The organism is Streptomyces sp. NPDC059567, from assembly GCF_042735655.1.
Classification (GTDB): Bacteria; Actinomycetota; Actinomycetes; order Streptomycetales; family Streptomycetaceae; genus Streptomyces.
Genome location: NZ_JBHWBS010000028.1, coordinates 33,074 through 53,233, shown reverse-complemented (window position 1 = coordinate 53,233; position 20,160 = coordinate 33,074). Strand labels below are relative to the sequence as shown.

General features: G+C 71.7%; 18 protein-coding genes. 15 read left to right on the top strand and 3 right to left on the bottom strand.

The window, feature by feature from the left end:
- Positions 1 to 134: 134 nt before the first annotated feature.
- Entirely contained in the window at positions 135 to 548 is a 414-nt protein-coding gene (locus ACFVZW_RS15570) for a pyridoxamine 5'-phosphate oxidase family protein (protein WP_376434911.1), read from the bottom strand.
- A 119-nt stretch (positions 549 to 667) separates the two neighbouring features.
- Here ACFVZW_RS15570 and clpB point away from each other — a divergent pair, with 119 nt between their 5' ends.
- A complete protein-coding gene (gene clpB / locus ACFVZW_RS15565) occupies positions 668 to 3,253 on the top strand; it encodes an ATP-dependent chaperone ClpB (RefSeq protein WP_384521273.1) in 2,586 nt (861 codons plus the stop codon).
- A 187-nt stretch (positions 3,254 to 3,440) separates the two neighbouring features.
- Positions 3,441 to 3,971, top strand: coding sequence for a YbjN domain-containing protein (locus ACFVZW_RS15560; RefSeq protein WP_137988427.1), 531 nt, complete (start codon positions 3,441 to 3,443; stop codon positions 3,969 to 3,971).
- Positions 3,972 to 3,982: 11 nt separating this feature from the next.
- On the opposite strand, the gene ACFVZW_RS15555 is transcribed toward ACFVZW_RS15560, so the two are convergent.
- The gene (locus ACFVZW_RS15555; RefSeq protein ID WP_384521270.1) at positions 3,983 to 5,344 is read right to left on the bottom strand and encodes a hypothetical protein; all 1,362 of its coding nucleotides are present in this window, start codon (positions 5,342 to 5,344) and stop codon (positions 3,983 to 3,985) included.
- Between the two features lie 66 nt (positions 5,345 to 5,410).
- On the opposite strand from ACFVZW_RS15555, the gene ACFVZW_RS15550 reads away from it, so the two are divergent.
- The 3 genes from ACFVZW_RS15550 to ACFVZW_RS15540 all read left to right on the top strand — a co-directional run bounded on the left by ACFVZW_RS15550 (position 5,411) and on the right by ACFVZW_RS15540 (position 7,717).
- Positions 5,411 to 5,881, top strand: a complete 471-nt coding sequence (locus tag ACFVZW_RS15550) for a hypothetical protein (protein WP_384521267.1) — start codon at positions 5,411 to 5,413, stop codon at positions 5,879 to 5,881.
- Between the two features lie 73 nt (positions 5,882 to 5,954).
- Positions 5,955 to 6,485 carry a hypothetical protein gene (locus tag ACFVZW_RS15545; RefSeq protein WP_384521265.1) on the top strand — a complete coding sequence of 177 codons (531 nt, stop codon included), beginning with the start codon at positions 5,955 to 5,957 and terminating at the stop codon, positions 6,483 to 6,485.
- A complete protein-coding gene (locus ACFVZW_RS15540) occupies positions 6,482 to 7,717 on the top strand; it encodes an MAB_1171c family putative transporter (RefSeq protein WP_384521262.1) in 1,236 nt (411 codons plus the stop codon). Before ACFVZW_RS15545 ends, ACFVZW_RS15540 begins: the two co-directional genes overlap by 4 nt.
- Here the strand turns inward: ACFVZW_RS15540 and ACFVZW_RS15535 are convergent.
- Entirely contained in the window at positions 7,704 to 8,879 is a 1,176-nt protein-coding gene (locus ACFVZW_RS15535; RefSeq protein ID WP_384521259.1) for a pyridoxal phosphate-dependent aminotransferase, read from the bottom strand. The genes ACFVZW_RS15540 and ACFVZW_RS15535 overlap by 14 nt on opposite strands.
- A 94-nt stretch (positions 8,880 to 8,973) precedes the next feature.
- Here ACFVZW_RS15535 and ACFVZW_RS15530 point away from each other — a divergent pair, with 94 nt between their 5' ends.
- From ACFVZW_RS15530 to ACFVZW_RS15485, 10 genes are all read left to right on the top strand, one after another.
- The gene (locus ACFVZW_RS15530; RefSeq protein WP_384521256.1) at positions 8,974 to 9,168 is read left to right on the top strand and encodes a hypothetical protein; all 195 of its coding nucleotides are present in this window, start codon (positions 8,974 to 8,976) and stop codon (positions 9,166 to 9,168) included.
- 309 nt (positions 9,169 to 9,477) lie between these two features.
- Positions 9,478 to 9,996 carry a DUF2617 family protein gene (locus ACFVZW_RS15525; protein ID WP_384521254.1) on the top strand — a complete coding sequence of 173 codons (519 nt, stop codon included), beginning with the start codon at positions 9,478 to 9,480 and terminating at the stop codon, positions 9,994 to 9,996.
- Positions 9,997 to 10,071: 75 nt separating this feature from the next.
- Positions 10,072 to 11,739, top strand: coding sequence for a polyamine aminopropyltransferase (locus ACFVZW_RS15520; RefSeq protein ID WP_384521251.1), 1,668 nt, complete (start codon positions 10,072 to 10,074; stop codon positions 11,737 to 11,739).
- A 68-nt stretch (positions 11,740 to 11,807) separates the two neighbouring features.
- Positions 11,808 to 12,647 (top strand): SRPBCC domain-containing protein, encoded by an 840-nt coding sequence (locus ACFVZW_RS15515; protein ID WP_384521248.1) that lies wholly within the window; start codon positions 11,808 to 11,810, stop codon positions 12,645 to 12,647.
- Between the two features lie 21 nt (positions 12,648 to 12,668).
- The gene (locus ACFVZW_RS15510; RefSeq protein ID WP_384521246.1) at positions 12,669 to 13,469 is read left to right on the top strand and encodes an aldose 1-epimerase; all 801 of its coding nucleotides are present in this window, start codon (positions 12,669 to 12,671) and stop codon (positions 13,467 to 13,469) included.
- 25 nt (positions 13,470 to 13,494) lie between these two features.
- Positions 13,495 to 14,043 (top strand): orotate phosphoribosyltransferase, encoded by a 549-nt coding sequence (pyrE, locus tag ACFVZW_RS15505; RefSeq protein WP_315894058.1) that lies wholly within the window; start codon positions 13,495 to 13,497, stop codon positions 14,041 to 14,043.
- Positions 14,044 to 14,289: 246 nt separating this feature from the next.
- Positions 14,290 to 15,312 carry a class II fructose-bisphosphate aldolase gene (fbaA, locus tag ACFVZW_RS15500; protein ID WP_383554098.1) on the top strand — a complete coding sequence of 341 codons (1,023 nt, stop codon included), beginning with the start codon at positions 14,290 to 14,292 and terminating at the stop codon, positions 15,310 to 15,312.
- 71 nt (positions 15,313 to 15,383) lie between these two features.
- Positions 15,384 to 16,556: a MalY/PatB family protein gene (locus tag ACFVZW_RS15495; RefSeq protein ID WP_384521242.1), complete on the top strand. Its 1,173-nt coding sequence runs from the start codon at positions 15,384 to 15,386 to the stop codon at positions 16,554 to 16,556.
- Positions 16,557 to 16,667: 111 nt separating this feature from the next.
- Complete coding sequence (locus ACFVZW_RS15490) at positions 16,668 to 18,635, top strand: Ig-like domain repeat protein (RefSeq protein WP_384521239.1); 1,968 nt, start codon at positions 16,668 to 16,670, stop codon at positions 18,633 to 18,635.
- Positions 18,636 to 18,711: 76 nt separating this feature from the next.
- On the top strand, positions 18,712 to 20,148 hold the full coding sequence (locus tag ACFVZW_RS15485; protein WP_384521237.1) for an MFS transporter: 1,437 nt from the start codon (positions 18,712 to 18,714) through the stop codon (positions 20,146 to 20,148).
- Positions 20,149 to 20,160 lie beyond the last annotated feature (12 nt).

Below are 20,160 nucleotides of genomic sequence, written 5' to 3'. Positions count from 1 at the left end.
CCCACCCCCCCCCCCACCCCCCACCACCCCCCACCCCCCGCCGCTGTGCTGTCCGGGTGCGGGAGCCCGCGCGGGAGGTCCGTGCGGGAGCCCGTACGGGAGCCCGTGCCGGAAGCTCGTGCAGAGGTGGGGTGCTACGCCCGGCCCATGGCCCGCGTCAGCGCGATCTCGATGACCACCCGGTCCGGGTTCGGGGCCGGCGTCCGGCCGTAGCGCGTCGCGTAGCGGTCCACCGCGTCCGCGACGACGTCCGCCTCCGTACGGATGCGTGCCACGCCCTCCAGCGTCGCCCAGCGCCCCTTGTCCACCTGGCAGACCGCGACGCGCGCGCCCTCGGGGCCCGCCGCCAGGACGTTGGCCACCTTGTGGCTGTGCTTGTTGGTGATCACCCGGGCGATGCCGTTCTCGCCGCCCTCGGGGTCGTACGTCACGCCCACCGCCACCACGTGCGGGGTGCCGTCCGCGCGCGGGGTCGTCAGGGTGCTCATGTGGTACTCGCGCCAGAAGCTGAGGTACGAGTCGTCCGGGTTCCGCGGGTCAGTCGCCATGCCCGGAACCTACCCGCGGGACGGGTATGTGCGACACCTTGAGCGGAATAGACTCAACTTTGTGTACGCTGGATGAGTCATAGACCGTGTACAGCGCACACCGAGGAGGAGAAGCCCACGTGGACGCCGAACTGACCAACAGGAGCCGGGACGCGATCAACGCGGCCACCAGCCGCGCCGTGTCCGGGGGACACCCCGATCTGACCCCCGCGCATCTGCTCCTCGCACTGCTCGCGGGTCAGGACAACGAGAACATCGTCGACCTGCTCGCGGCCGTCGAGGCCGACCAGGCCGCGGTACGGTCCGGGGCGGAGCGGCTGCTCGCCGCCCAGCCCAGCGTGACCGGCTCGACGGTCGCGCCGCCGCAGCCCAACCGGGAGCTGCTCGCCGTCATCGCCGAGGCCGCCAAGGTGGCCAAGGAGCTCGGGGACGAGTACCTCTCCACCGAGCACCTGCTCATCGGGATCGCCGCGAAGGGCGGGCAGGCGGGCGAGGTCCTGGAACGGCAGAGGGCGAGCGCGAAGAGGCTGCTGGACGCGTTCGAGAAGGCAAGGGGAGGACGCCGGGTGACCACACCCGACCCGGAGGGTCAGTACAAGGCGCTGGAGAAGTTCGGCACGGACTTCACGGCCGCCGCGCGGGAGGGGAGGCTGGACCCCGTCATCGGGCGTGACCAGGAGATCCGGCGCGTCGTCCAGGTGCTCTCCCGCCGCACCAAGAACAACCCGGTCCTCATCGGCGAGCCCGGCGTCGGCAAGACGGCCGTCGTCGAGGGCCTCGCCCAGCGGATCGTGAAGGGCGACGTCCCGGAGTCCCTCCGCGACAAGCGCCTGGTCTCGCTCGACCTCGGCGCGATGGTCGCGGGCGCCAAGTACCGCGGCGAGTTCGAGGAGCGCCTGAAGACCGTCCTTTCCGAGATCAAGGCCAGCGACGGCCAGATCATCACCTTCATCGACGAGCTGCACACGGTCGTCGGCGCGGGCGCCGGCGGCGACTCCGCCATGGACGCCGGCAACATGCTCAAGCCGATGCTGGCCCGCGGCGAGCTGCGCATGGTCGGCGCGACGACCCTCGACGAGTACCGCGAGCGGATCGAGAAGGACCCCGCCCTGGAGCGCCGCTTCCAGCAGGTCCTGGTCGCCGAGCCGAGCGTCGAGGACACCATCGCGATCCTGCGCGGACTCAAGGGCCGGTACGAGGCGCACCACAAGGTCCAGATCGCCGACTCCGCGCTCGTGGCCGCCGCCTCCCTCTCCGACCGGTACATCACCTCCCGCTTCCTGCCCGACAAGGCCATCGACCTCGTCGACGAGGCCGCCTCCCGGCTCCGGATGGAGATCGACTCCTCGCCCGTCGAGATCGACGAGCTGCAGCGCTCCGTGGACCGGCTGCGCATGGAGGAGCTGGCGCTCAAGAACGAGTCCGACGACGCCAGCAAGCAGCGCCTGGAGAAGCTCCGCCGCGACCTCGCCGACCGCGAGGAGGAGCTGCGCGGCCTGACCGCCCGCTGGGAGAAGGAGAAGCAGTCCCTCAACCGCGTCGGCGAGCTCAAGGAACAGCTCGACGAGCTCCGCGGACGCGCCGAGCGGGCCCAGCGCGACGGTGACTTCGACACCGCCTCCCAGCTGCTCTACGGCGAGATCCCGACGCTCGAACGCGAGCTGGAGGAGGCGTCCGAGGCCGAGCAGGAGGTCTCGAAGGACACGATGGTCAAGGAGGAGGTCGGCCCCGACGACATCGCGGACGTGGTCGGCGCCTGGACCGGCATCCCCGCCGGCCGCCTCCTGGAGGGCGAGACGCAGAAGCTGCTGCGCATGGAGGACGAGCTGGGCAGGCGGCTCATCGGCCAGACCGAGGCCGTACGGGCCGTCTCCGACGCCGTCCGCCGTACGCGCGCCGGGATCGCCGACCCCGACCGTCCCACCGGCTCCTTCCTCTTCCTCGGCCCGACCGGTGTCGGCAAGACCGAGCTGGCGAAGGCGCTCGCGGACTTCCTCTTCGACGACGAGCGGGCCATGGTCCGCATCGACATGTCGGAGTACGGCGAGAAGCACTCCGTCGCCCGGCTCGTCGGCGCGCCCCCCGGCTACGTCGGATACGAGGAGGGCGGCCAGCTCACGGAGGCGGTGCGCCGCCGTCCGTACAGCGTGGTGCTGCTCGACGAGGTCGAGAAGGCCCACCCGGAGGTCTTCGACATCCTGCTCCAGGTCCTCGACGACGGCCGGCTCACCGACGGCCAGGGCCGCACGGTCGACTTCCGCAACACCATCCTGATCCTGACGTCCAACCTGGGCAGCCAGTACCTGGTCGAGCCGCTGACCTCCGAGGAGGAGAAGAAGCGGCAGGTCCTGGAGGTGGTGAGGGCCTCCTTCAAGCCGGAGTTCCTCAACCGGCTCGACGACCTGGTCGTCTTCTCCGCGCTCGACAAGGCCGAGCTCGGGCGGATCGCGCGGCTCCAGATCGACCGGCTCGCCAAGCGCCTCGCCGAACGTCGGCTGACGCTGGAGGTCACCCCGGAGGCGCTGGCCTGGCTGGCCGAGGAGGGCAACGACCCGGCGTACGGCGCCCGGCCGCTGCGCCGCCTCATCCAGACGGCGATCGGCGACCGGCTGGCGAAGGAGATCCTCGCGGGCGAGGTCCGCGACGGTGACACGGTCCGCGTGGACCGCTTCGAGGACGGCCTGATCGTGGGCGCGGCGCAGTAGGCGGACGCGGTCGGCTGTCGATGGACCCGCCGGCCGCGATCCGCGCGCATGCGGGCGGACCGGCTTCGGTTTGTCCCCCAAAGGCACCAGATCTTGTCAGCCCGCAGCGGATCGCGGCAGGCGGGGCTTGCGCCGTACCGCCCGGCATGGGGGAGGATGGCGGCAACCGTACGAAGGGATATTCACGGTGAGCATCGACCCGTCCTCGATTCCGAATTTCGGGGGCCAGCCCCAGCCTCAGGCAGCAGGACCGGCGGGCCCCGTCGTCCCCGACCAGGACCTGGTCAAGCAGCTCCTGGACCAGATGGAGCTGAAGTACGTCGTCGACGACGAGGGTGACCTCGCGGCGCCGTGGGAGGAATTCCGGACGTACTTCATGTTCCGCGGCGAGGAGGACCAGCGTGTCTTCTCGGTGCGGACGTTCTACGACCGCCCGCACTCCGCCGACGACCGCGCCAAGGTTCTCGACGCGATCGACGACTGGAACCGCCGCACCCTGTGGCCCAAGGTGTACACGCACCTGCACGAGGAGGAGGACGGCTCCGCCACCCTCCGTCTCATCGGTGAGGCCCAGATGCTGATCGGCACCGGCGTGGCGCTGGAGCACTTCGTGTCCTCCACCGTCAGCTGGGTGCGCGCCTCCATCGAGTTCGACAAGTGGCTCGTGGAGCAGTTCGGCCTGGAGTCCCCCGAGGACAAGGAGGCCGAGGGCGAGTAGCCCCCGGTTCCTCACAGGGCCATGTACGCCATCGTCAGCGCGTACACCCCGTAACTGAACGAGAGCCCGGCCAGAGCCGTGATCACCACGATCGCGGCCCCCGGCCGGGCTTTCGTCAGTGCGTGGGCCAGGGGCAGCAGCAGCGGGAACGCGGGCAGCAGGAAGCGCGGCTTCGACTCGAAGAAGCCGGAGCCGCAGACCGTGATGAGCACCAGCACGCCCGTGTAGACGAGGACCGGCAGCGGCGGCCGGTCCACCAGCGCGAGCAGGGCGAAGAGCATCACCCCGGCGGCCGTGATCAGCAGCGCCATCGCGAAGCCGAACTGGGTCCGGCCGCCCAGCATGTCCCGGACGAAGCGCAGCGCGCCGACCCCGAAGTCGAAGCGCGAGGTCCAGCCGTCCTGGACGGCGAAGTAGCCGCCGAGGAGATCGCCGCGCCGGGCGCCGACCCAGAGCAGGTACGAGAGCCAGCCGACCGGCGCCAGCGCGGCCGCGGCCCACATCCGCCGGTCCATCCGCCCGCGCCCGCGCCACAGCTCGTACGCCGCCGCCGCGAGGACGGCGGCGGCGACGGCGATCCCGCTGGGGCGGGAGAGACCGGCCAGGGCGGCCAGCGCGGCCGCCCACAGCGGACGCCGCGTGAGCAGCGCGTACAGCGCCCAGGCGGCGAGCGCCGTCATCAAGGGCTCGGTGTACGCCATGGTCAGCACGATCGAGTGCGGCAGCAGGCCCCAGAGCAGCACCAGGACGACGCCGGTGGGCCGTCCGTACAGCCGCTCGCCGACCAGATAGATCCCCCAGGCCGCCGCGCCGGCCGACAGCCAGGACACCAGCAGCCCGGCCGTTCCGAAGGAGACCGGCAGGACGCTGGTGACGGCGCGTACGAGTCCCGGATAGAGCGGGAAGAAGGCCAGGTCGGACTGGATGACGCCGTCGGGCCTGTGGAGGGTGCGGCCGTAGCCGTGGGCGGCGATCTGCGCGTACCAGGCGGAGTCCCAGGACTTCGCGAGCAGCGCGCGCGGCGAGCGCCCGATGTGCCAGGCCCAGCCGGCGAGGACGAGCGTCCCGGTCAGGCGCGCGGCGGCGAACAGGCCGAGCGCGGGGGCGGCGCGGTGCAGCGAGGCCCGCCGGTGCGGGACGCTCCGGACACCGGCGGACGGGACCGGTCGGTCGAGGATCTCGGCGGACAGGGGGCACCTCCGTGCGCACGGGGTCGGGTCGACCCGACGAATCGATCTACCCGACGAGCGGCCCGGCCCGGTGGGGGCGCGCGCACCGGCCCCCCGCGCGGGTGGAAAACGGCGGCCGGGCGCGGGGTCCCGGCGTGTCGCACCAGGCCGGGTGGCGGGTTCGGTGCCATCCGCCTTCGCCATGGCGCCCCCGCTGCGCCATACTTCCCCCACGCCACGTGACCACGTGTGCGGGGAGGGCGGACGACAGTGAGCGGCACGGAAGGCCAGGAGACCCGACTTCTCGCCGAGCGCCTGGAGTACCTCTTCGAGAACGTCCAGCCGCTGGGCCGGCGCCACACGCTGCAGGAGGTCGTGGACGGCATCAAGAACGCCGACGACCCCGACGGGACCTCCCTGAGCGTCGGCCGGCTCTCGATGCTCATGAACGGCAAGGCCAGCAACCCGACCATCGGGACGCTGCGGGCCATCGCGGTCTTCTTCGGCGTCCCCGTCGCCTACTTCATCGACGACGACGTCGCCGAGCAGACGGTCGCGCAACTGGCGCTGCTGGGCGCCATGCGGCGCAACGACGTCCGCGCCGTGGCCATGCGGGCGGCGGCCGTCGCCACCTCGTCCGCGCAGGGAATCGACCTCGTACGGAGCCTGGTCGAGCAGGCCGCGCACACGGCCCGTACGGCCCGTTCGGAAGCCGGCGAACCGGAGTCGCGTTCCGATTGATCTTCCCCCTGAACCGCCCTTCCCGGCTGCCTATACTGCGCTCGGGCGGGGGGCCCTAGGGGGAGGGGGCGCGATGCGCCACGACGTGTGGTCGGACTTCAGCGGACGCTGTGCGCGGATCCTGAGCAGTCTGCGAACGGAGCGGCCGCAGACCGTCGAGGAACTGTGCAGGACCATCTCCGAGCAGCGCGGCCGAGGCCTGACGCTCTCGCCGCTGCCCGCCGGCGCGGGTGAATCAGGCGGTGTGTGCGGGCTGTTGATAAGCCTCGGGGACGCGGACCACATCTTCTACGAGTCGTCCACGAACAGGCTCCACCAGAAGCACATCATCCTTCATGAGATCGCCCATCTGCTCCTCGACCACGGGAGCACGGCCGACGAGGTGGCGTCCTCGGGCCTCGAACGGCTCTTCCCCGGCCTCGACCCCGCCATGGTCCGTCGGCTGCTCGCCCGCGGGCGCACCGACTACTCCCAAGTGCAGGAGCGCGAGGCGGAACTGCTCGCCACCCTGATCCACCGCCGGACCACGGGTCCGGTGGCCGACGGAGCCGGCACGGCGCTGTCCGAGCTGCAGCGCATCCTCGCGCCCGAGACGCGCCGATGACCGCGATACGCCCCTTCGACCTCGTCCTGCTCGGCCCGCTGTGGATCGCGACCGTGTACTCCGCGCGGCGGGCGCTGACCAGGGACCGCCGGTCCGGGCTGCTCAGCGGCATGATCGCGCTGATCACCCTCTCCGTCACCCTCGGCACGCCCGCCGTCCGCAGGGCGCTGGAGGCGGCGACCGGTGCGGAGGGCGTCACCAACCTCCTGACCCACCTGCTCTCGCTCGCGGCCGCGACGTGCCTGATCGCGTTCATCCGCGGGCTCACCCACGGGGCGGCCACCGGCACGGCCCCGGAGGCGGGTTCCGCACCCCGGAGAGGCCGGTGGCGAGCGCTCGCCCTCCCGGTGGCGGCGGCCGCGCTGTCCTGCTCCTTCTTTCTGAGCCCCCGCCCGGACCCCGAGGCGCATCTGCTGACGCAGACGCCCACGGCACCGGTCTACGCGTACTGGAGCATCTATCTGCTCTACCTCGGCTGGGGCATGGCCGAGGCCGGACGGATGTGCCACCGGTACCGGCACCAGGCCCCGCCGGGCCCGCTGCGGACCTCGCTCCGGCTCCTGTACGCGGCCAGCGTCTCGGGCCTCGCCTACGCGGCGCACCGCGCGGTCTTCCTGGCCGTCGGCCGACGGGACCTATGGCTGTTCCGCGACGACGTCGTGATCGCGACCACGCAGCTCCTGCTGGCGCCCACGCTGCTCCTGATCGTCGCCGGCATCGCCTGGCCGGGTCTGGTCGATCTCGCACGCGGCCGGCGGTGCCGGCGCCGGCTGCGCCGTGTCCGCCCGCTGTGGGAGGCGATCGGGGACGCGGTACCGGAGGTCGTCCTGCCGCTGCCGCCCGAGCTGTCGAGCGCGCCCGATGTGCTGCTGTACCGGCGGATCATCGAGATCAGCGACGGGATGCTCGTCCTCGCCCCCTACTGCGGCGAAGGGGCCCGGGCCGAGGCGGGCCGCCTGCTGGCCTCCGCCGGGCTGACGGGCGTACGACTGGAGGCGGCGGTGGAGGCGGCCTGTCTCCGGTGCGCGATCGCCCGCAGGTGTGGCGGTGCCGACGCCACGGCGGTGCCGGAGTACGCGCCGGAGCCGTCCGGGCCCGCCGGTCCCGGACCCGACCCGGACGACTGGGAGGCGCTCGGGGCCCGGCTGGAGCTGGTGGCCCGGTGCTACGCGGACCCCGTGGTGCTCCGCATCGCCGCCACGCTCCGGCACGGTCCGCTCAGAGCCGCTTGAGCCGCGAGACCGCCTCCTCGAGAACGTCGAGCCTCTTGCAGAACGCGAAGCGTACGAAGGGTGCGCCCTCGTCCTGGTGGTCGTAGAAGACCGCGTTGGGGATGGCGACCACGCCCGCCCGTTCCGGCAGGGCGCGGCAGAAGGCGAAGCCGTCGGACTCGCCGAGGGGGCGGATGTCGGTGGTGACGAAGTACGTGCCGGCCGGGCGGTAGACCTCGAAGCCCGCCTGGGCGAGGCCGTCGCTCAACAGGTCGCGCTTGGCCTGCAGATCGGCGCGCAGGTCGTCGAAGTACGTGTCGGGCAGGCGCAGCGCCTCGGCGATCGCGTACTGGAACGGGCCCGAGGAGACGTAGGTGAGGAACTGCTTCGCGGACCGGACGGCGGTGGTCAGTGCGGGGGTCGCGGTGATCCAGCCGACCTTCCAGCCGGTGAAGGAGTAGGTCTTGCCGGCCGAGCCGATGGTGACCGTGCGCTCGCGCATCCCCGGCAGGCTCGCGATCGGCACGTGCTCGGCGTCGTCGAAGACCAGGTGCTCGTACACCTCGTCGGTGACGACGAGCAGATCGCGTGCGACGGCGAGCTCCGCGACGGCCGTGAGTTCTCCGCGGGTCAGGACGGTGCCGGTGGGGTTGTGCGGGGTGTTGAGGAGGATGAGCCGCGTCCGGTCGGTGACGGCGTTCCGTAGCTCGTCCAGGTCGAGGTGGTACGCGCCCTCGTGCGGGCGGAGCGTGACCGGTACGCGCGTGGCACCCGCCATGGCGATGCAGGCGGCGTACGAGTCGTAGTACGGCTCCAGGGCGATCACCTCGTCGCCCGGTTCGAGGAGGGCGAGGAGCGAGGCGGCGATCGCCTCCGTCGCGCCGGCGGTGACCAGGACCTCCGTGTCGGGGTCGTAGGCGAGGCCGTACCGCTTCAGCTGGTGCTCGGCGACGGCCGTGCGCAGCTCGGGGACGCCGGGCCCCGGCGGGTACTGGTTGCCGCGTCCGTCGCGCAGGGCCCGGACCGCCGCCTCCCGGATCTGCTCCGGGCCGTCGGTGTCGGGGAAGCCCTGTCCGAGGTTGATCGCCCCCGTCCGGACGGCCAGCGCGGACATCTCGGCGAAGATCGTCGTCCCGAACTCGGCGAGCCGGCGGTTGAGCAGCGGTCGTGTCATGCCCGCCATCCTGCGGTGAAGCTCTGGACTTCCTCAAGTGCGCTTTGGGCCGGAGCGGTGGGGGGCATCCCCCTGTCACACAAGACCTACGGGGGTGTCACACATGGAAGCTCTGATCATCGCAGTCATCATCCTGATCGTGGTGGTGGGCATCGCGTCGTCCGTCAAGGGCTCACGGCGCGGTGGCGGCCGGCGGCGCGGTGGCGGCTGGTCGGGCGGCGGCGGCTCGTCCTGCGGGGGCGGATCGTCCTGCGGCGGCGGCTCGTCCTGCGGAGGCGGTGGCGGCGGGGGCGACTGACACGGGGCAGTCGACTCCGCGATCACCCAGGTGCCCGGCCGGTCCAACATCCGCCGGGCACCTCTGTGTTGGAGCCGGAATCGATTCTGCTTGAACAAGTGAACTGTTGGGTCCCCGAAGGGGATGGAAACCGCTGCAAGTTGGGTAAAAACGCTGCGAGTCGCTCGATGTCCATGATTCCCTCGCTGTTGAAAAGAGACAGCCCTCGGACCGTGTGTGGACCCGAGCCGGCGATCCCCCACTCTCGTTGAACCCTTTCTCCGGGGCGCCCCCGGCCCACCCGTCAAACCGTGTTTGCGGAGCCGACCCATGCTCACGACCCTGAAGACCTCCTACACCGACACCCGCGCGGCCGATCTGGCCTGGGCACTCGGGCGCGAGCCGCTGCCCGCCCTCGCCGTGCTCGACCTCGAACTGACCGGCGCCAAGCTGCAGTTGCGGCTTCTCGGCGCCTCCCATCAGGTGCTTCTGGAGGAACAGGAGCACAGCTGCTCGGAGACCGTCGCCTGCATGCCCGGCAGCAGCACGCCGCTGCCGCTGGGCGTCTCCAAGCGCTTCGGCGCGTGGGAGTACGAATTCGCGGCGCGTGTCGAAACGTTGTCCCACGGCTCGTTCGCGGGCCGCGCGCAGGAGTTGCTCGCGCTCGTCGCCGACCATCCCAACGGCCTCGCGGGGACGTTCCCCGGCTCCCCGCACGCCTTCACGGCGATGCTGGCGCAGCGCCACGAGGGCCAGGTGCGATGGCGCACCTGGCACGCGTACCCGCAGGAAGGGCAGTTGGTCGTCACCAGGACGCGGATCGGCGTTCGTATGCCCGCAACGCTGTAACGCGCCGCCCCAGAGCCTCAGGTGCACTCGTGTGGGTGACAAGCGGCGACAGATGTGTGACGTAGCGTTACGAACATGATCGATCCGCCCGTGACCCTGCCACCCAAGAGGGTGACGCGGGCGCCCGTGCGACCGAGCGCGGTGCGGTATCCGGTCCTCGTCGTGGTCTTCGTCTGTGCCGCGTGCGGACTCGTCTACGAGCTGGAACTGGTCGCGCTCGCCTCGTACTTGATCGGCGACTCGGTCACCCAGGCGTCCGTCGTGCTGTCGTTGATGGTCTTCGCGATGGGCGTCGGCTCGCTGCTCGCCAAGCGGCTGCGCTGCCGCGCCGCCGTCGGCTTCGGCCTGGTCGAGGGCGGACTCGCCCTGATCGGCGGCTGTTCGGCCCTCGTGCTGTACGCCGCGTTCGCGTGGATCGGCGAGGCCCGGTACGTCCTCGTGGGGTTCTCGCTCGCCATCGGGGTGCTCATCGGGGCGGAGATTCCGCTCCTGATGTCGCTGATCCAGAAGGCGGAGTCGGCGCGCGCCCCCGGCGCGCGGGAGAAGGAGGGCGCCCGCGACCCCGCCGGGACGGTCGCCGACCTCTTCGCCGCCGACTACGTCGGCGCGCTCGTCGGCGGACTCGCCTTCCCGTTCCTGCTGCTGCCCTGGCTCGGACAGCTCACCGGCGCGCTCGTGACCGGCGCCGTGAACGCGGTGGCGGGCGGCGGTCTGGTGCTCTGGCTCTTCCGGCGCGACCTGACCCCCCGGTCCCGGGCGGTGCTGATCGCCGCGAACGTGACGGTGCTCGCCGTCCTCGCCACCGCCACCGTCCTCGTCGACGACTTCGAGCGGGCGGCGCGCCGCGCGGTGTACGGCGACAGCGTGCGGGTCGCCGTCCACACCGACCTCCAGGAGGTGGTGGTGACGGGCGAGCGCGGCGGCCCGCCGGACCTCTTCGTGGACGGGCGGCTGCGGGTCGGCGGCCAGGACGAGTACCGCTACCACGAATCGCTGGTGCACCCCGCGATGAACGGGCCCCACGCGCGCGTCCTGATCATCGGCGGCGGCGACGGACTCGCCGCCCGCGAGGTGCTGCGCTACCCCGGCGTCCGCTCCGTCACCGTCGTCGAGGTCGACCCCGGAGTCGTACGACTCGCCCGGACCAACCCCGAGCTGGCCGCCCTCAACGGCCATGCCTACCGCGACCCGCGCGTGCGGGTGGAGTTCGCGGACGGGTTCCGCTGGCTGCGCGGGGCGGCGGAGGGCGGGCGGTACGACGTGGTGATCTCGGATCTGCCCGATCCGGGGATCTCCGCCAGCACCAAGCTGTATTCACAGGAGTTCTACGGGCTGGCGTCCCGGGTCCTCGCCGACGGCGGGCGGCTCGTCGTCCACGTCGGCTCGGTCTCGGCCCGCCCCCGCACCTTCTGGACGGTCGATTCCACCCTGCGCGCGGCGGGCTTCGCGACCCGGCCCTACAGCGCGCGGGGCCGGGGCGCGCGGGTCGCCGCGGGACCCGACCGGGCCGAGCGGGCGGACCGTTCCCCCGATGTGAGCACCGGGACCGGGGACTGGGGATACCTCCTGGCCGTCGCCGACACCTACCCGCCCGATCTGGGCCTCGCCCCCGACGCACCCCGGCTGCGGTCCCTGACGGTGGACGACCTCGGGGCCGGGGCACGGGCCGCGGAGGCCACCCGCGACCCGCGCGGAGCCGTACCGCCGCCCTCGACTCTGGTGCACCCGCGCTACGGCGGTTGAGCGTCACGGGAAGCGCTCCCTGGACAAACAGGCGACGCCGACGCCCGGTCTGAGTAGGCTCGGCTTCCATGGAGCATGAGGTGTTCGTTCCGGTACCGGCCGACGTCCTGCGCGAGACGCTCACGGACCCTGCCCGGGTGGCGCGCTGCGTCCCCGGTCTCCAGCAGGACGCCGACGCGGAGGCGGGCCCGCTGTCGGGCCGGCTGAGAATCCGCGCCGGCGGCAACACGATCACCTACCGCGGCGCGCTCCGCATGACCGATCGGGACGGGGTCATCGCCGTCGAGGGCAAGGGCACCGAGGTCCGTGGCAAGGGCTCGGTGAAGGTCTCCCTGGCGATCGCGCTCACCCCGGTGGCCGACGGGACGACGCTCACCTTCACCGGTGCCGCCAGCCAGACCGGGCGCCTCGCGGATCTCTCCGAGGAGGCGCGGGAGTCGGCGGCCCAGCGGCTGATCGAGAAGTTCGTCGCGGGCCTGGCCGCCGTCGCGGAGCTCGCCACGGACCTCGCCACGGACCTCGCCACCGACGAGGTGGAGGACGAGGACGAGGCCGACAGTGACAGCGACGGCGTCGACGACGGCGTCGAGGAGCCCCACCGCCCGACCGTCTTCGACACGCCGGTCCCGCCGCCGTCCCTCGACCCCCTCGCGGGCGGGGACTTCGAGGACACGCCGGTCGAGTACCCCGCCGAGCCGCCCGCCGCCGAGGCCGCGCACGCCCGGCGCACCATGATCGGGCGGTCCGCCGAGGAGGTCGACCACGCCCCGCCGCGCGGGCGGTACGCGCCCGTCCCTGCGCCGGAGTCGAGCACCGCGGGCGCCACCCTGCGCTGGATCGCCCCCGCGGCCGCGCTCGCGCTCGCCTCCGCGGTCGTCGTCGGCCGGGCCCTGCGCCGCCGACGCTGATCCCCGTCTACTGTCGGAGTCGTGAGCGAGCTGACACGACTGACGGCGGGCGACGCCGAGTTGACCATCAACCCCGACAACGGCTGCCGGGTCGAGAGCCTGCGGATCGCGGGAACGGAACTGCTGCGCCAGGGCGAGCGGTACGGATGCTTCCCGATGGTGCCGTGGTGCGGGCGGATCGAGAACGGGCGGTTCCGCAACGGCGCCGAGACGCACCAGTTGCCCCTCAACTCCCCGCCGCACGCGATCCACGGCACCGGCCGCGACACCGTGTGGAAGGCCGCCAGGACGGCGGACGGGGAAGGCCGCACGGCCGCGTTCACCTATGAACTCGGGGACCCCTGGCCGTACGCCGGACGGGTCACGCAGCTCTTCGAGCTGACCGAGGACGGGCTCACGCTCACCCTGGGCGTCGAGACCCATTCCGATTCCTTCCCCGCCCAGGCCGGCTGGCACCCGTGGTTCAACCGCAGGCTCGGGGAGGACGGCAAGGACGTCCGTCTCGACTTCACCGCCGACTGGCAGGAGGAGCGCGGCGCCGACCATCTCCCCACCGGGCGCCGGATCGGCCCCACGCCGGGCCCCTGGGACGACTGCTTCGGCATGCCCGGCGGCGTGGACGTCACCCTCACCTGGCCGGAGCGGCTGGAGCTCAAGGTGACCAGCCGCGCGGAGTGGGTGGTGGTCTACGACGAGCAGGAGGAGGCGGTCTGCGTGGAGCCGCAGTCCGGCCCGCCGAACGGGCTCAACACCCATGCGCGGTACGTGACCCCGATCGAGCCCCTGGAGATCGCGGCCACGTGGGCCTGGCGGCGGTTGTAAGGCCAGGCGGCTTAAGCTCGTGGGCATGACTGACGTACGCGCTGACCTGCTCCAGCAGATCAAGGACAAGGCCGTGGTGCACGGCAAGGTGACCCTTTCGTCGGGTCTTGAGGCCGACTACTACGTCGATCTGCGCCGGATCACGCTGGACGGCGCCGCCTCCCCGCTGGTCGGTCAGGTCATGCTCGATCTGACCGCCGACCTCGAGTTCGATGCCGTGGGCGGCCTGACGCTCGGCGCCGACCCGGTCGCGACCGCGATGCTGCATGCCTCCGCCGCCCAGGGGAAGCGCCTGGACGCCTTCGTCGTCCGCAAGGCCGCCAAGGCGCACGGGATGCAGCGCCAGGTCGAGGGCCCGGACATCAAGGGCCGTCGCGTCCTGATCGTCGAGGACACCTCCACCACCGGTGGCTCCCCGCTCACCGCCGTCGAGGCGGCGCGGGCGGCCGGTGCCGAGGTCGTCGCGGTCGCCACGATCGTGGACCGGGCGACGGGCGCGGGCGAGAAGATCAGCACCACGGCGGGCGTGCCGTACCTGTACGCCTTCGCGCTGGACGAGCTGGGCCTGGCCTAGCAGCCGGGCCGACGCCAGGCACGGTCCCGGCCTGACCGACGCGAAGTCGTGACTTAGGTCCCGGGGCCCCCGGCGGTGCGGGCCTGACCTGCGGCTTTGACGAGGGGCGGAGTGTTTCACGTGAAACGCTCCGCCCCTTAGTCCTGGCGTCCGCAGGAGAGTCTGGAAAGATGGGCCCCGACGATGACGTCGCCCCAGGTCAGGGACAAGCAACGCACCCCACCGCACATCACAAGGAGCGGACGAATGCCCATCGCAACCCCCGAGGTCTACAACGAGATGCTCGACCGGGCGAAGGCAGGCAAGTTCGCCTACCCGGCCATCAACGTGACCTCGTCCCAGACCCTGCACGCTGCGCTGCGCGGCTTCGCGGAGGCCGAGAGCGACGGCATCATCCAGATTTCGACCGGTGGCGCCGAGTTCCTGGGCGGCCAGTACAACAAGGACATGGTCACGGGCGCGGTCGCCCTGGCCGAGTACGCGCACATCGTCGCCGCCAAGTACGACATCACGGTCGCGCTGCACACCGACCACTGCCCGAAGGACAAGCTGGACGGCTACGTCCGCCCGCTGCTCGACATCTCCGCCGAGCGCGTCCAGGCCGGCCGCAACCCGCTGTTCCAGTCGCACATGTGGGACGGCTCCGCCGAGACCCTCGCCGACAACCTGGCCATCGGCCAGGAGCTGCTCGCCAAGGCCGCCGCCGCCAAGATCATCCTCGAGGTCGAGATCACCCCGACCGGTGGCGAGGAGGACGGCGTCAGCCACGAGATCAACGACGAGCTGTACACCACCGTCGACGACGCGATCCGCACCGCCGAGGCCCTGGGCCTGGGCGAGAAGGGCCGCTACCTGCTGGCCGCCTCCTTCGGCAACGTGCACGGCGTCTACAAGCCGGGCAACGTCGTCCTGCGCCCCGAGCTCCTCAAGGACCTCCAGGCCGGTGTCGCCGAGAAGTACGGCAAGGCCAACCCGTTCGACTTCGTCTTCCACGGCGGCTCGGGCTCGACGGCCGAGGAGATCGCCACCGCGCTGGAGAACGGCGTCGTGAAGATGAACCTCGACACCGACACCCAGTACGCCTTCACCCGCCCCGTCGTGGACCACATGTTCCGCAACTACGACGGTGTCCTGAAGGTCGACGGCGAGGTCGGCAAGAAGTCCACCTACGACCCGCGCACCTGGGGCAAGCTGGCCGAGGCCGGCATGGCCGCGCGCGTCACCGAGGCATGCGCCGCGCTGCGCTCGACCGGCACGAAGCTGAAGTAAGGCTCTGTTCGACGGGCCCGGTACGACCCCTCGGTGGTGCCGGGCCCTCGGCATGTCCGGAGGTACCTGAGTTGACGACGCACCCCTACGACTTCGACCGCGAGATCGACCGGCGCGGCACCTGGTCGGTGCAGTGGGACGGCATAGCGGACCGCTTCGCGGTGTCCGACCTGCTCCCCTTCACCATCTCCGACATGGACTTCGCCTCCCCGCCGGAGGTGCTGAGCGCCCTGAAGGAGCGGGTCGAGCACGGGGTGTTCGGCTACACGGACTGGCGGCTCGGCACGTTCCGGGAGGCGATCCGCCACTGGTACGCGACCCGCTACGACACCGCGCTCGACATCGAGACGCTGGTCTACGCGCCGTCCGTGCTGAACCAGCTCTCACAGCTGCTCCGGATGTGGACCGAGCCCGGCGACGGGGTGGTCGTGCACACCCCGACGTACGACGGCTTCCGCAAGGCGGTCACCGGACTGGGGCGTGAGCTGCGCGGCGTACCGGTCGGGGACATGGAGGCGCTGGAGGCGGAGCTGGCGCGGCCGGACGCCCGGATGCTGCTGCTCTGCTCGCCGCACAACCCGACCGGCCGGGTCTGGCGGGAGGAGGAGCTGACGGAGTTCGCCCGCCTCGCCGAGCGGCACGGCGTCGCCCTCGTCAGCGACGAGATCCACGCGGACCTGGTCGCGGAGGGCCACCGCCATCTGCCCTTCAGCCGCATCGCCGAGGCCGTGCGCGTCCGGCGCTGGGCCCTGATCACCTCGGGCACCAAGGCCTTCAACTTCCCCGCGCTCTCCGGCTCGTACGGGATCATCGGCGACCCCGACGAGCGCGAGGCGTTCATCCGCCGCATGGAGACCGGCGAGGGCCTCGCCTCCCCGGCCGTACTCTCGCTGACCGCCCACATCGCCGCGTACACCCAGGGCGCTCCGTGGCTGGACGAGCTGCGGGCGTACGTGGCCGGAACCATGCGACTCCTCGAGGAGCGGCTCACGGACGGGCTGCCGGGCGTGACCTGGACACCCCCGCAGGCGGGCTACCTGGCCTGGATCGACCTGCGCCCGCTCGGCATCGACGAGACGGCGCTCCAGCGCGAACTGGTGGAGACCGAGAAGGTCGCGATCATGCCGGGCAGCGTCTACGGAGCCCCCGGATTCGTCCGGCTCAACATCGGCTGCCCGCGGAAGAAGGCCGAGCGGGGAGCGGACGCGCTGGTGAGGGCGGCGAGCAGGCTGCGAACGGGGTGAGGCGGCCAGGGGGGATACCGGGAGGCGGGCTGTCGGTGGCGTGATCTAGTCTTCGCTCACCGTGCCTCCGTTTGTGAGAGGCCGGAGACTCAATTGGGGGGTCTCTTCATCGTGCGCAAGCGCACTCTTTCGGCCGCGACGGCGCTCGCGGTCCTTTTCAGCTCCGCGGCGCTCGTCGCGGGCACGGCGGGTTCGGCGGCCGCCGCGACGGACAAGGTCGCGCCGCTTCCCGTCGGCAGCGTCGGCGACATGGTCGTCGACGGTGTGCACCAGCGCCTCTACTTCGGTGACACGTACAACAACCGCATCGTCGTCACCGACTTCGACGGCGTGGTCCTGACGTCGATCACCGGACTGGACTACGTCCGTGACCTCGACCTCTCCGCCGATTCCAGCAGGCTGTACGCGGCCCTGGCCGGCGCGGACAAGATCGTGGCCATCGACACGGAGCAGCTGACCGTGGCCGCCGAGTACCCGACGGGTACCGGCACCAAGCCCTCGACCGTCGAGGCGAACGAAGGCAAGCTCTGGTTCGGCTACGCCGAGAACTGGGACTCCGAGCTCGGCTCCGTGGACCTGACCACGGAGACGCCGACCGTCACCCTGGCCCTCTCGGCCGGCGCCGACTGGTCCTCCACGCCCAAGCTCTTCACCGACCCGGCGGCGCCCGGCACCCTTGTCGCGATCGACAGCAACATCAGCTCGGGCCCGATCGTCGCGTACGACGTCACGTCGGGTACGCCGACCGTCCGCACCTCGGTCAAGCGCGAGGGCTTCGTCGCCGACGTGGACTTCACCCCGGACGGCAAGAACATCGTGGTGGCGGACCGTGTCACCTCGCTGACCGAGCTGAGCCTCGCCGACCTCTCCGAGGTGGCGAGCTACCCCGTGTCCTGGGGTGCCAAGGGTGTGGACATCGCCCCGGACGGCACCGTGGCCGGCGCGTCGTACGACCGCGACAACGTGGGTGACATCTTCGTCTTCCCCGGTGGAGCGGCGGCACCCGCGAGCGTGCGCGACACGTCCGGGTGGCTTGAGGAGGAGGAGCTGGCCTGGTCGCCCGACGGCACCCGGCTGTTCGCCCCGGTCCAGCGCCCGGGCAGCTCCGATTTCCAGCTCCAGATCTACAGCATGCCCAAGGCACACCTCAGCACGGTGACCGTCAAGGCCCCGGCCACGGCGTCCGTGCTCAAGGCGCTCACCGTCAGTGGCACGGTCGCGTCGACGCTGCCCCTCCCGGCCGGTACGCCGCTCACCGTCACCCGGTACGACGTCGACGCCCCGCAGGGCAAGGCGCTCGGGACCAAGACGCTCGGTGCGAACGGGGCCTTCTCGTTCACGGACACCCCGACCGCCGGCGGCGGCGTGACCTACAAGGTCGCGTACGCCGGGGACGCCGCGCACAACGGCGCCTCCGCGACCGCCAAGGTCGAGGTCTCGCGGAACAAGACCGCGCTGACGCTGGACCGCAACGGGCTCACCGTCAACTTCAACACCCCCGTCTGGTACACGGCCACGCTCGGCCCGACGTACAAGAACCGTGAGGTGGAGATCTGGGCCGACCCGATCGGCCCGGAGCCCAAGAAGCTGCTGCGGCGCGGTGCGGTCAACTCGGAGGGCAAGCTCGCGGCGCAGCTCAAGATGACCCGCGACACCTGGGTGTCCGTGAACTTCGCCGGTGACTCCCGCTCCGCCCCGGCCGAGGCCCGGTCGGCCGTCTACACGCGGGCGGGTCTGACGACCACGCTGTCGCGCCACTACAAGTGGACGAAGATCGGCAGCACGTCGTACCAGACCTACCACCAGACGGCCGATCCGATGATCGCCGCCTGGCACAACTCCTACCCGGGCCGCAGCACCCGGCTGGACCTCCAGATCTGGTACGGGGGTGCGTGGCAGCACGTCGCCACGGACTACTTCCGGCTGAACGCCAACGGCATGGCGTACGTGACGGTGGACGGCGACGGGGCGGCTGGGTACCGCTTCCGTGTCCGCTCGGCGTACGTCGACGGTTCGTCCGGCGACAACGTGAACACGACGATCTACGGTTCCTGGAAGTACTTCAACTTCACCCGCTGAGGCACGTCCGCACCGACATGGGCCCCGTTCGCCGTTCCGGCGGGCGGGGCTCCGTGGTTCGCGGGACCATGCAGGCATGGACATCCGGTTGAGCTCCGGCACGGGGCGGTGGATCGTCTTCACCACCGTGCTCGGGTCCGGGATGGCGCTGCTGGACTCCACCGTCGTCAATGTCGCCCTGCCGCACATCGGTGAGGACCTGGGGGCCGACATGGCCGACCTCCAGTGGATCGTCAACGCCTACATGCTCACGCTCGCCGGGCTGATCCTCCTCGGTGGGGCGCTCGGTGACCGGTACGGACGGCGGAAGGTCTTCGTCGTCGGGATCGTGTGGTTCGCGATCGCGTCGCTGCTGTGCGGGCTCGCGCCCAACGCCGGTGTGCTGATCGCCGCCCGCGCCCTCCAGGGCATCGGCGGCGCGCTGCTCACCCCCGGCTCGCTCGCGCTGATCCAGGCGAGTTTCCACCCGGACGACCGGGCGAAGGCCGTCGGACTGTGGTCCGGGTTCGGCGGGGTCGGCGCGGCGATCGGGCCGTTCGTCGGCGGGTGGCTGGTCGACGGGCCCGGCTGGCGGTGGGTGTTCCTGCTGAACGTGCCGTTGGCCGCGCTGTGCGTACCGGTCGCGCTGCGTCATGTGCCCGAGTCGCGGGACGAGTCCGCGCGGGGCCGTTTCGACGTCCTCGGAGCCTTCCTCGGCGCGGCGGGGCTCGCCCTCGTCACGTACGCGCTGATCGCCGAGGCGTGGTGGGCGGGGGCGCTCGGCCTGGTGGTCGGGACGGCGTTCGTCCTGGTGGAGCGGCGGCGGGCCGAGACCGCGATGGTGCCGCCGTCGGTCTTCGCGTCACGGCTGTTCACCGTGGTCAACCTCGTGACGCTGTGTGTGTACGCGGCGCTCGGCGGCTTCTTCTTCCTGGCCACGCTCCAGCTCCAGGTGGTGTCCGGCTACTCGGCGCTCGCGGCCGGCACGGCGCTGCTGCCGACCACCGTGCTGATGCTGCTGCTGTCGGCGAAGGCGGGGGAGCTGGGCGAGAGGATCGGGCCGCGGATCCCGCTGACCGTGGGGCCGCTGCTGTGCGCCGGCGGGATGATGCTGATGCTGCGGGTGGGCGAGGACGCCTCGTACGTACGGGACGTGTTGCCGGCGATGGTGGTGCTGGGTCTCGGCCTGACCGTCGTGGTGGCCCCGCTGACGGCGACCGTCCTGGCCTCGGTGGACGTGGCGCGCGCCGGTCTGGCGAGCGGGATCAACAACGCGGCCGCGCGCGCGGCGGGCCTGCTCGCGGTCGCGGCGCTGCCCGCGCTGGCGGGCATGGGGCCCGAGGCGTACCGCTCGGCGGAGGAGTTCGGGGAGACGTTCCAGCGGGCGATGCCGATGTGCGCGGGGCTCATGGTGGCGGGGGCGGTCCTCGCCTGGGCGACGGTGCGGATGCCCGTCGGCGGGGCCGACTGCCACCCCGAGTGCAAGGTGCACTGCGGGGTGACGGCGCCGCCGCTGGACCCGGGGAACGGCTGAGGCAGACTGGCC

Excerpts from the sequence above, each read along its gene's own strand:
- ACFVZW_RS15570 (WP_376434911.1), bottom strand. The coding sequence starts at position 548 with ATGGCGACTGACCCGCGGAACCCGGACGACTCGTACCTCAGCTTCTGG.
- ACFVZW_RS15555 (WP_384521270.1), bottom strand. The coding sequence starts at position 5,344 with ATGGCGAAGGCGGATGGCACCGAACCCGCCACCCGGCCTGGTGCGACA.
- ACFVZW_RS15545 (WP_384521265.1), top strand. The coding sequence starts at position 5,955 with ATGCGCCACGACGTGTGGTCGGACTTCAGCGGACGCTGTGCGCGGATC.
- ACFVZW_RS15540 (WP_384521262.1), top strand. The coding sequence starts at position 6,482 with ATGACCGCGATACGCCCCTTCGACCTCGTCCTGCTCGGCCCGCTGTGG.
- ACFVZW_RS15535 (WP_384521259.1), bottom strand. The coding sequence starts at position 8,879 with ATGGCGGGCATGACACGACCGCTGCTCAACCGCCGGCTCGCCGAGTTC.
- ACFVZW_RS15530 (WP_384521256.1), top strand. The coding sequence starts at position 8,974 with ATGGAAGCTCTGATCATCGCAGTCATCATCCTGATCGTGGTGGTGGGC.
- ACFVZW_RS15525 (WP_384521254.1), top strand. The coding sequence starts at position 9,478 with ATGCTCACGACCCTGAAGACCTCCTACACCGACACCCGCGCGGCCGAT.
- ACFVZW_RS15520 (WP_384521251.1), top strand. The coding sequence starts at position 10,072 with ATGATCGATCCGCCCGTGACCCTGCCACCCAAGAGGGTGACGCGGGCG.
- ACFVZW_RS15515 (WP_384521248.1), top strand. The coding sequence starts at position 11,808 with ATGGAGCATGAGGTGTTCGTTCCGGTACCGGCCGACGTCCTGCGCGAG.
- pyrE (WP_315894058.1), top strand. The coding sequence starts at position 13,495 with ATGACTGACGTACGCGCTGACCTGCTCCAGCAGATCAAGGACAAGGCC.
- fbaA (WP_383554098.1), top strand. The coding sequence starts at position 14,290 with ATGCCCATCGCAACCCCCGAGGTCTACAACGAGATGCTCGACCGGGCG.
- ACFVZW_RS15485 (WP_384521237.1), top strand. The coding sequence starts at position 18,712 with ATGGACATCCGGTTGAGCTCCGGCACGGGGCGGTGGATCGTCTTCACC.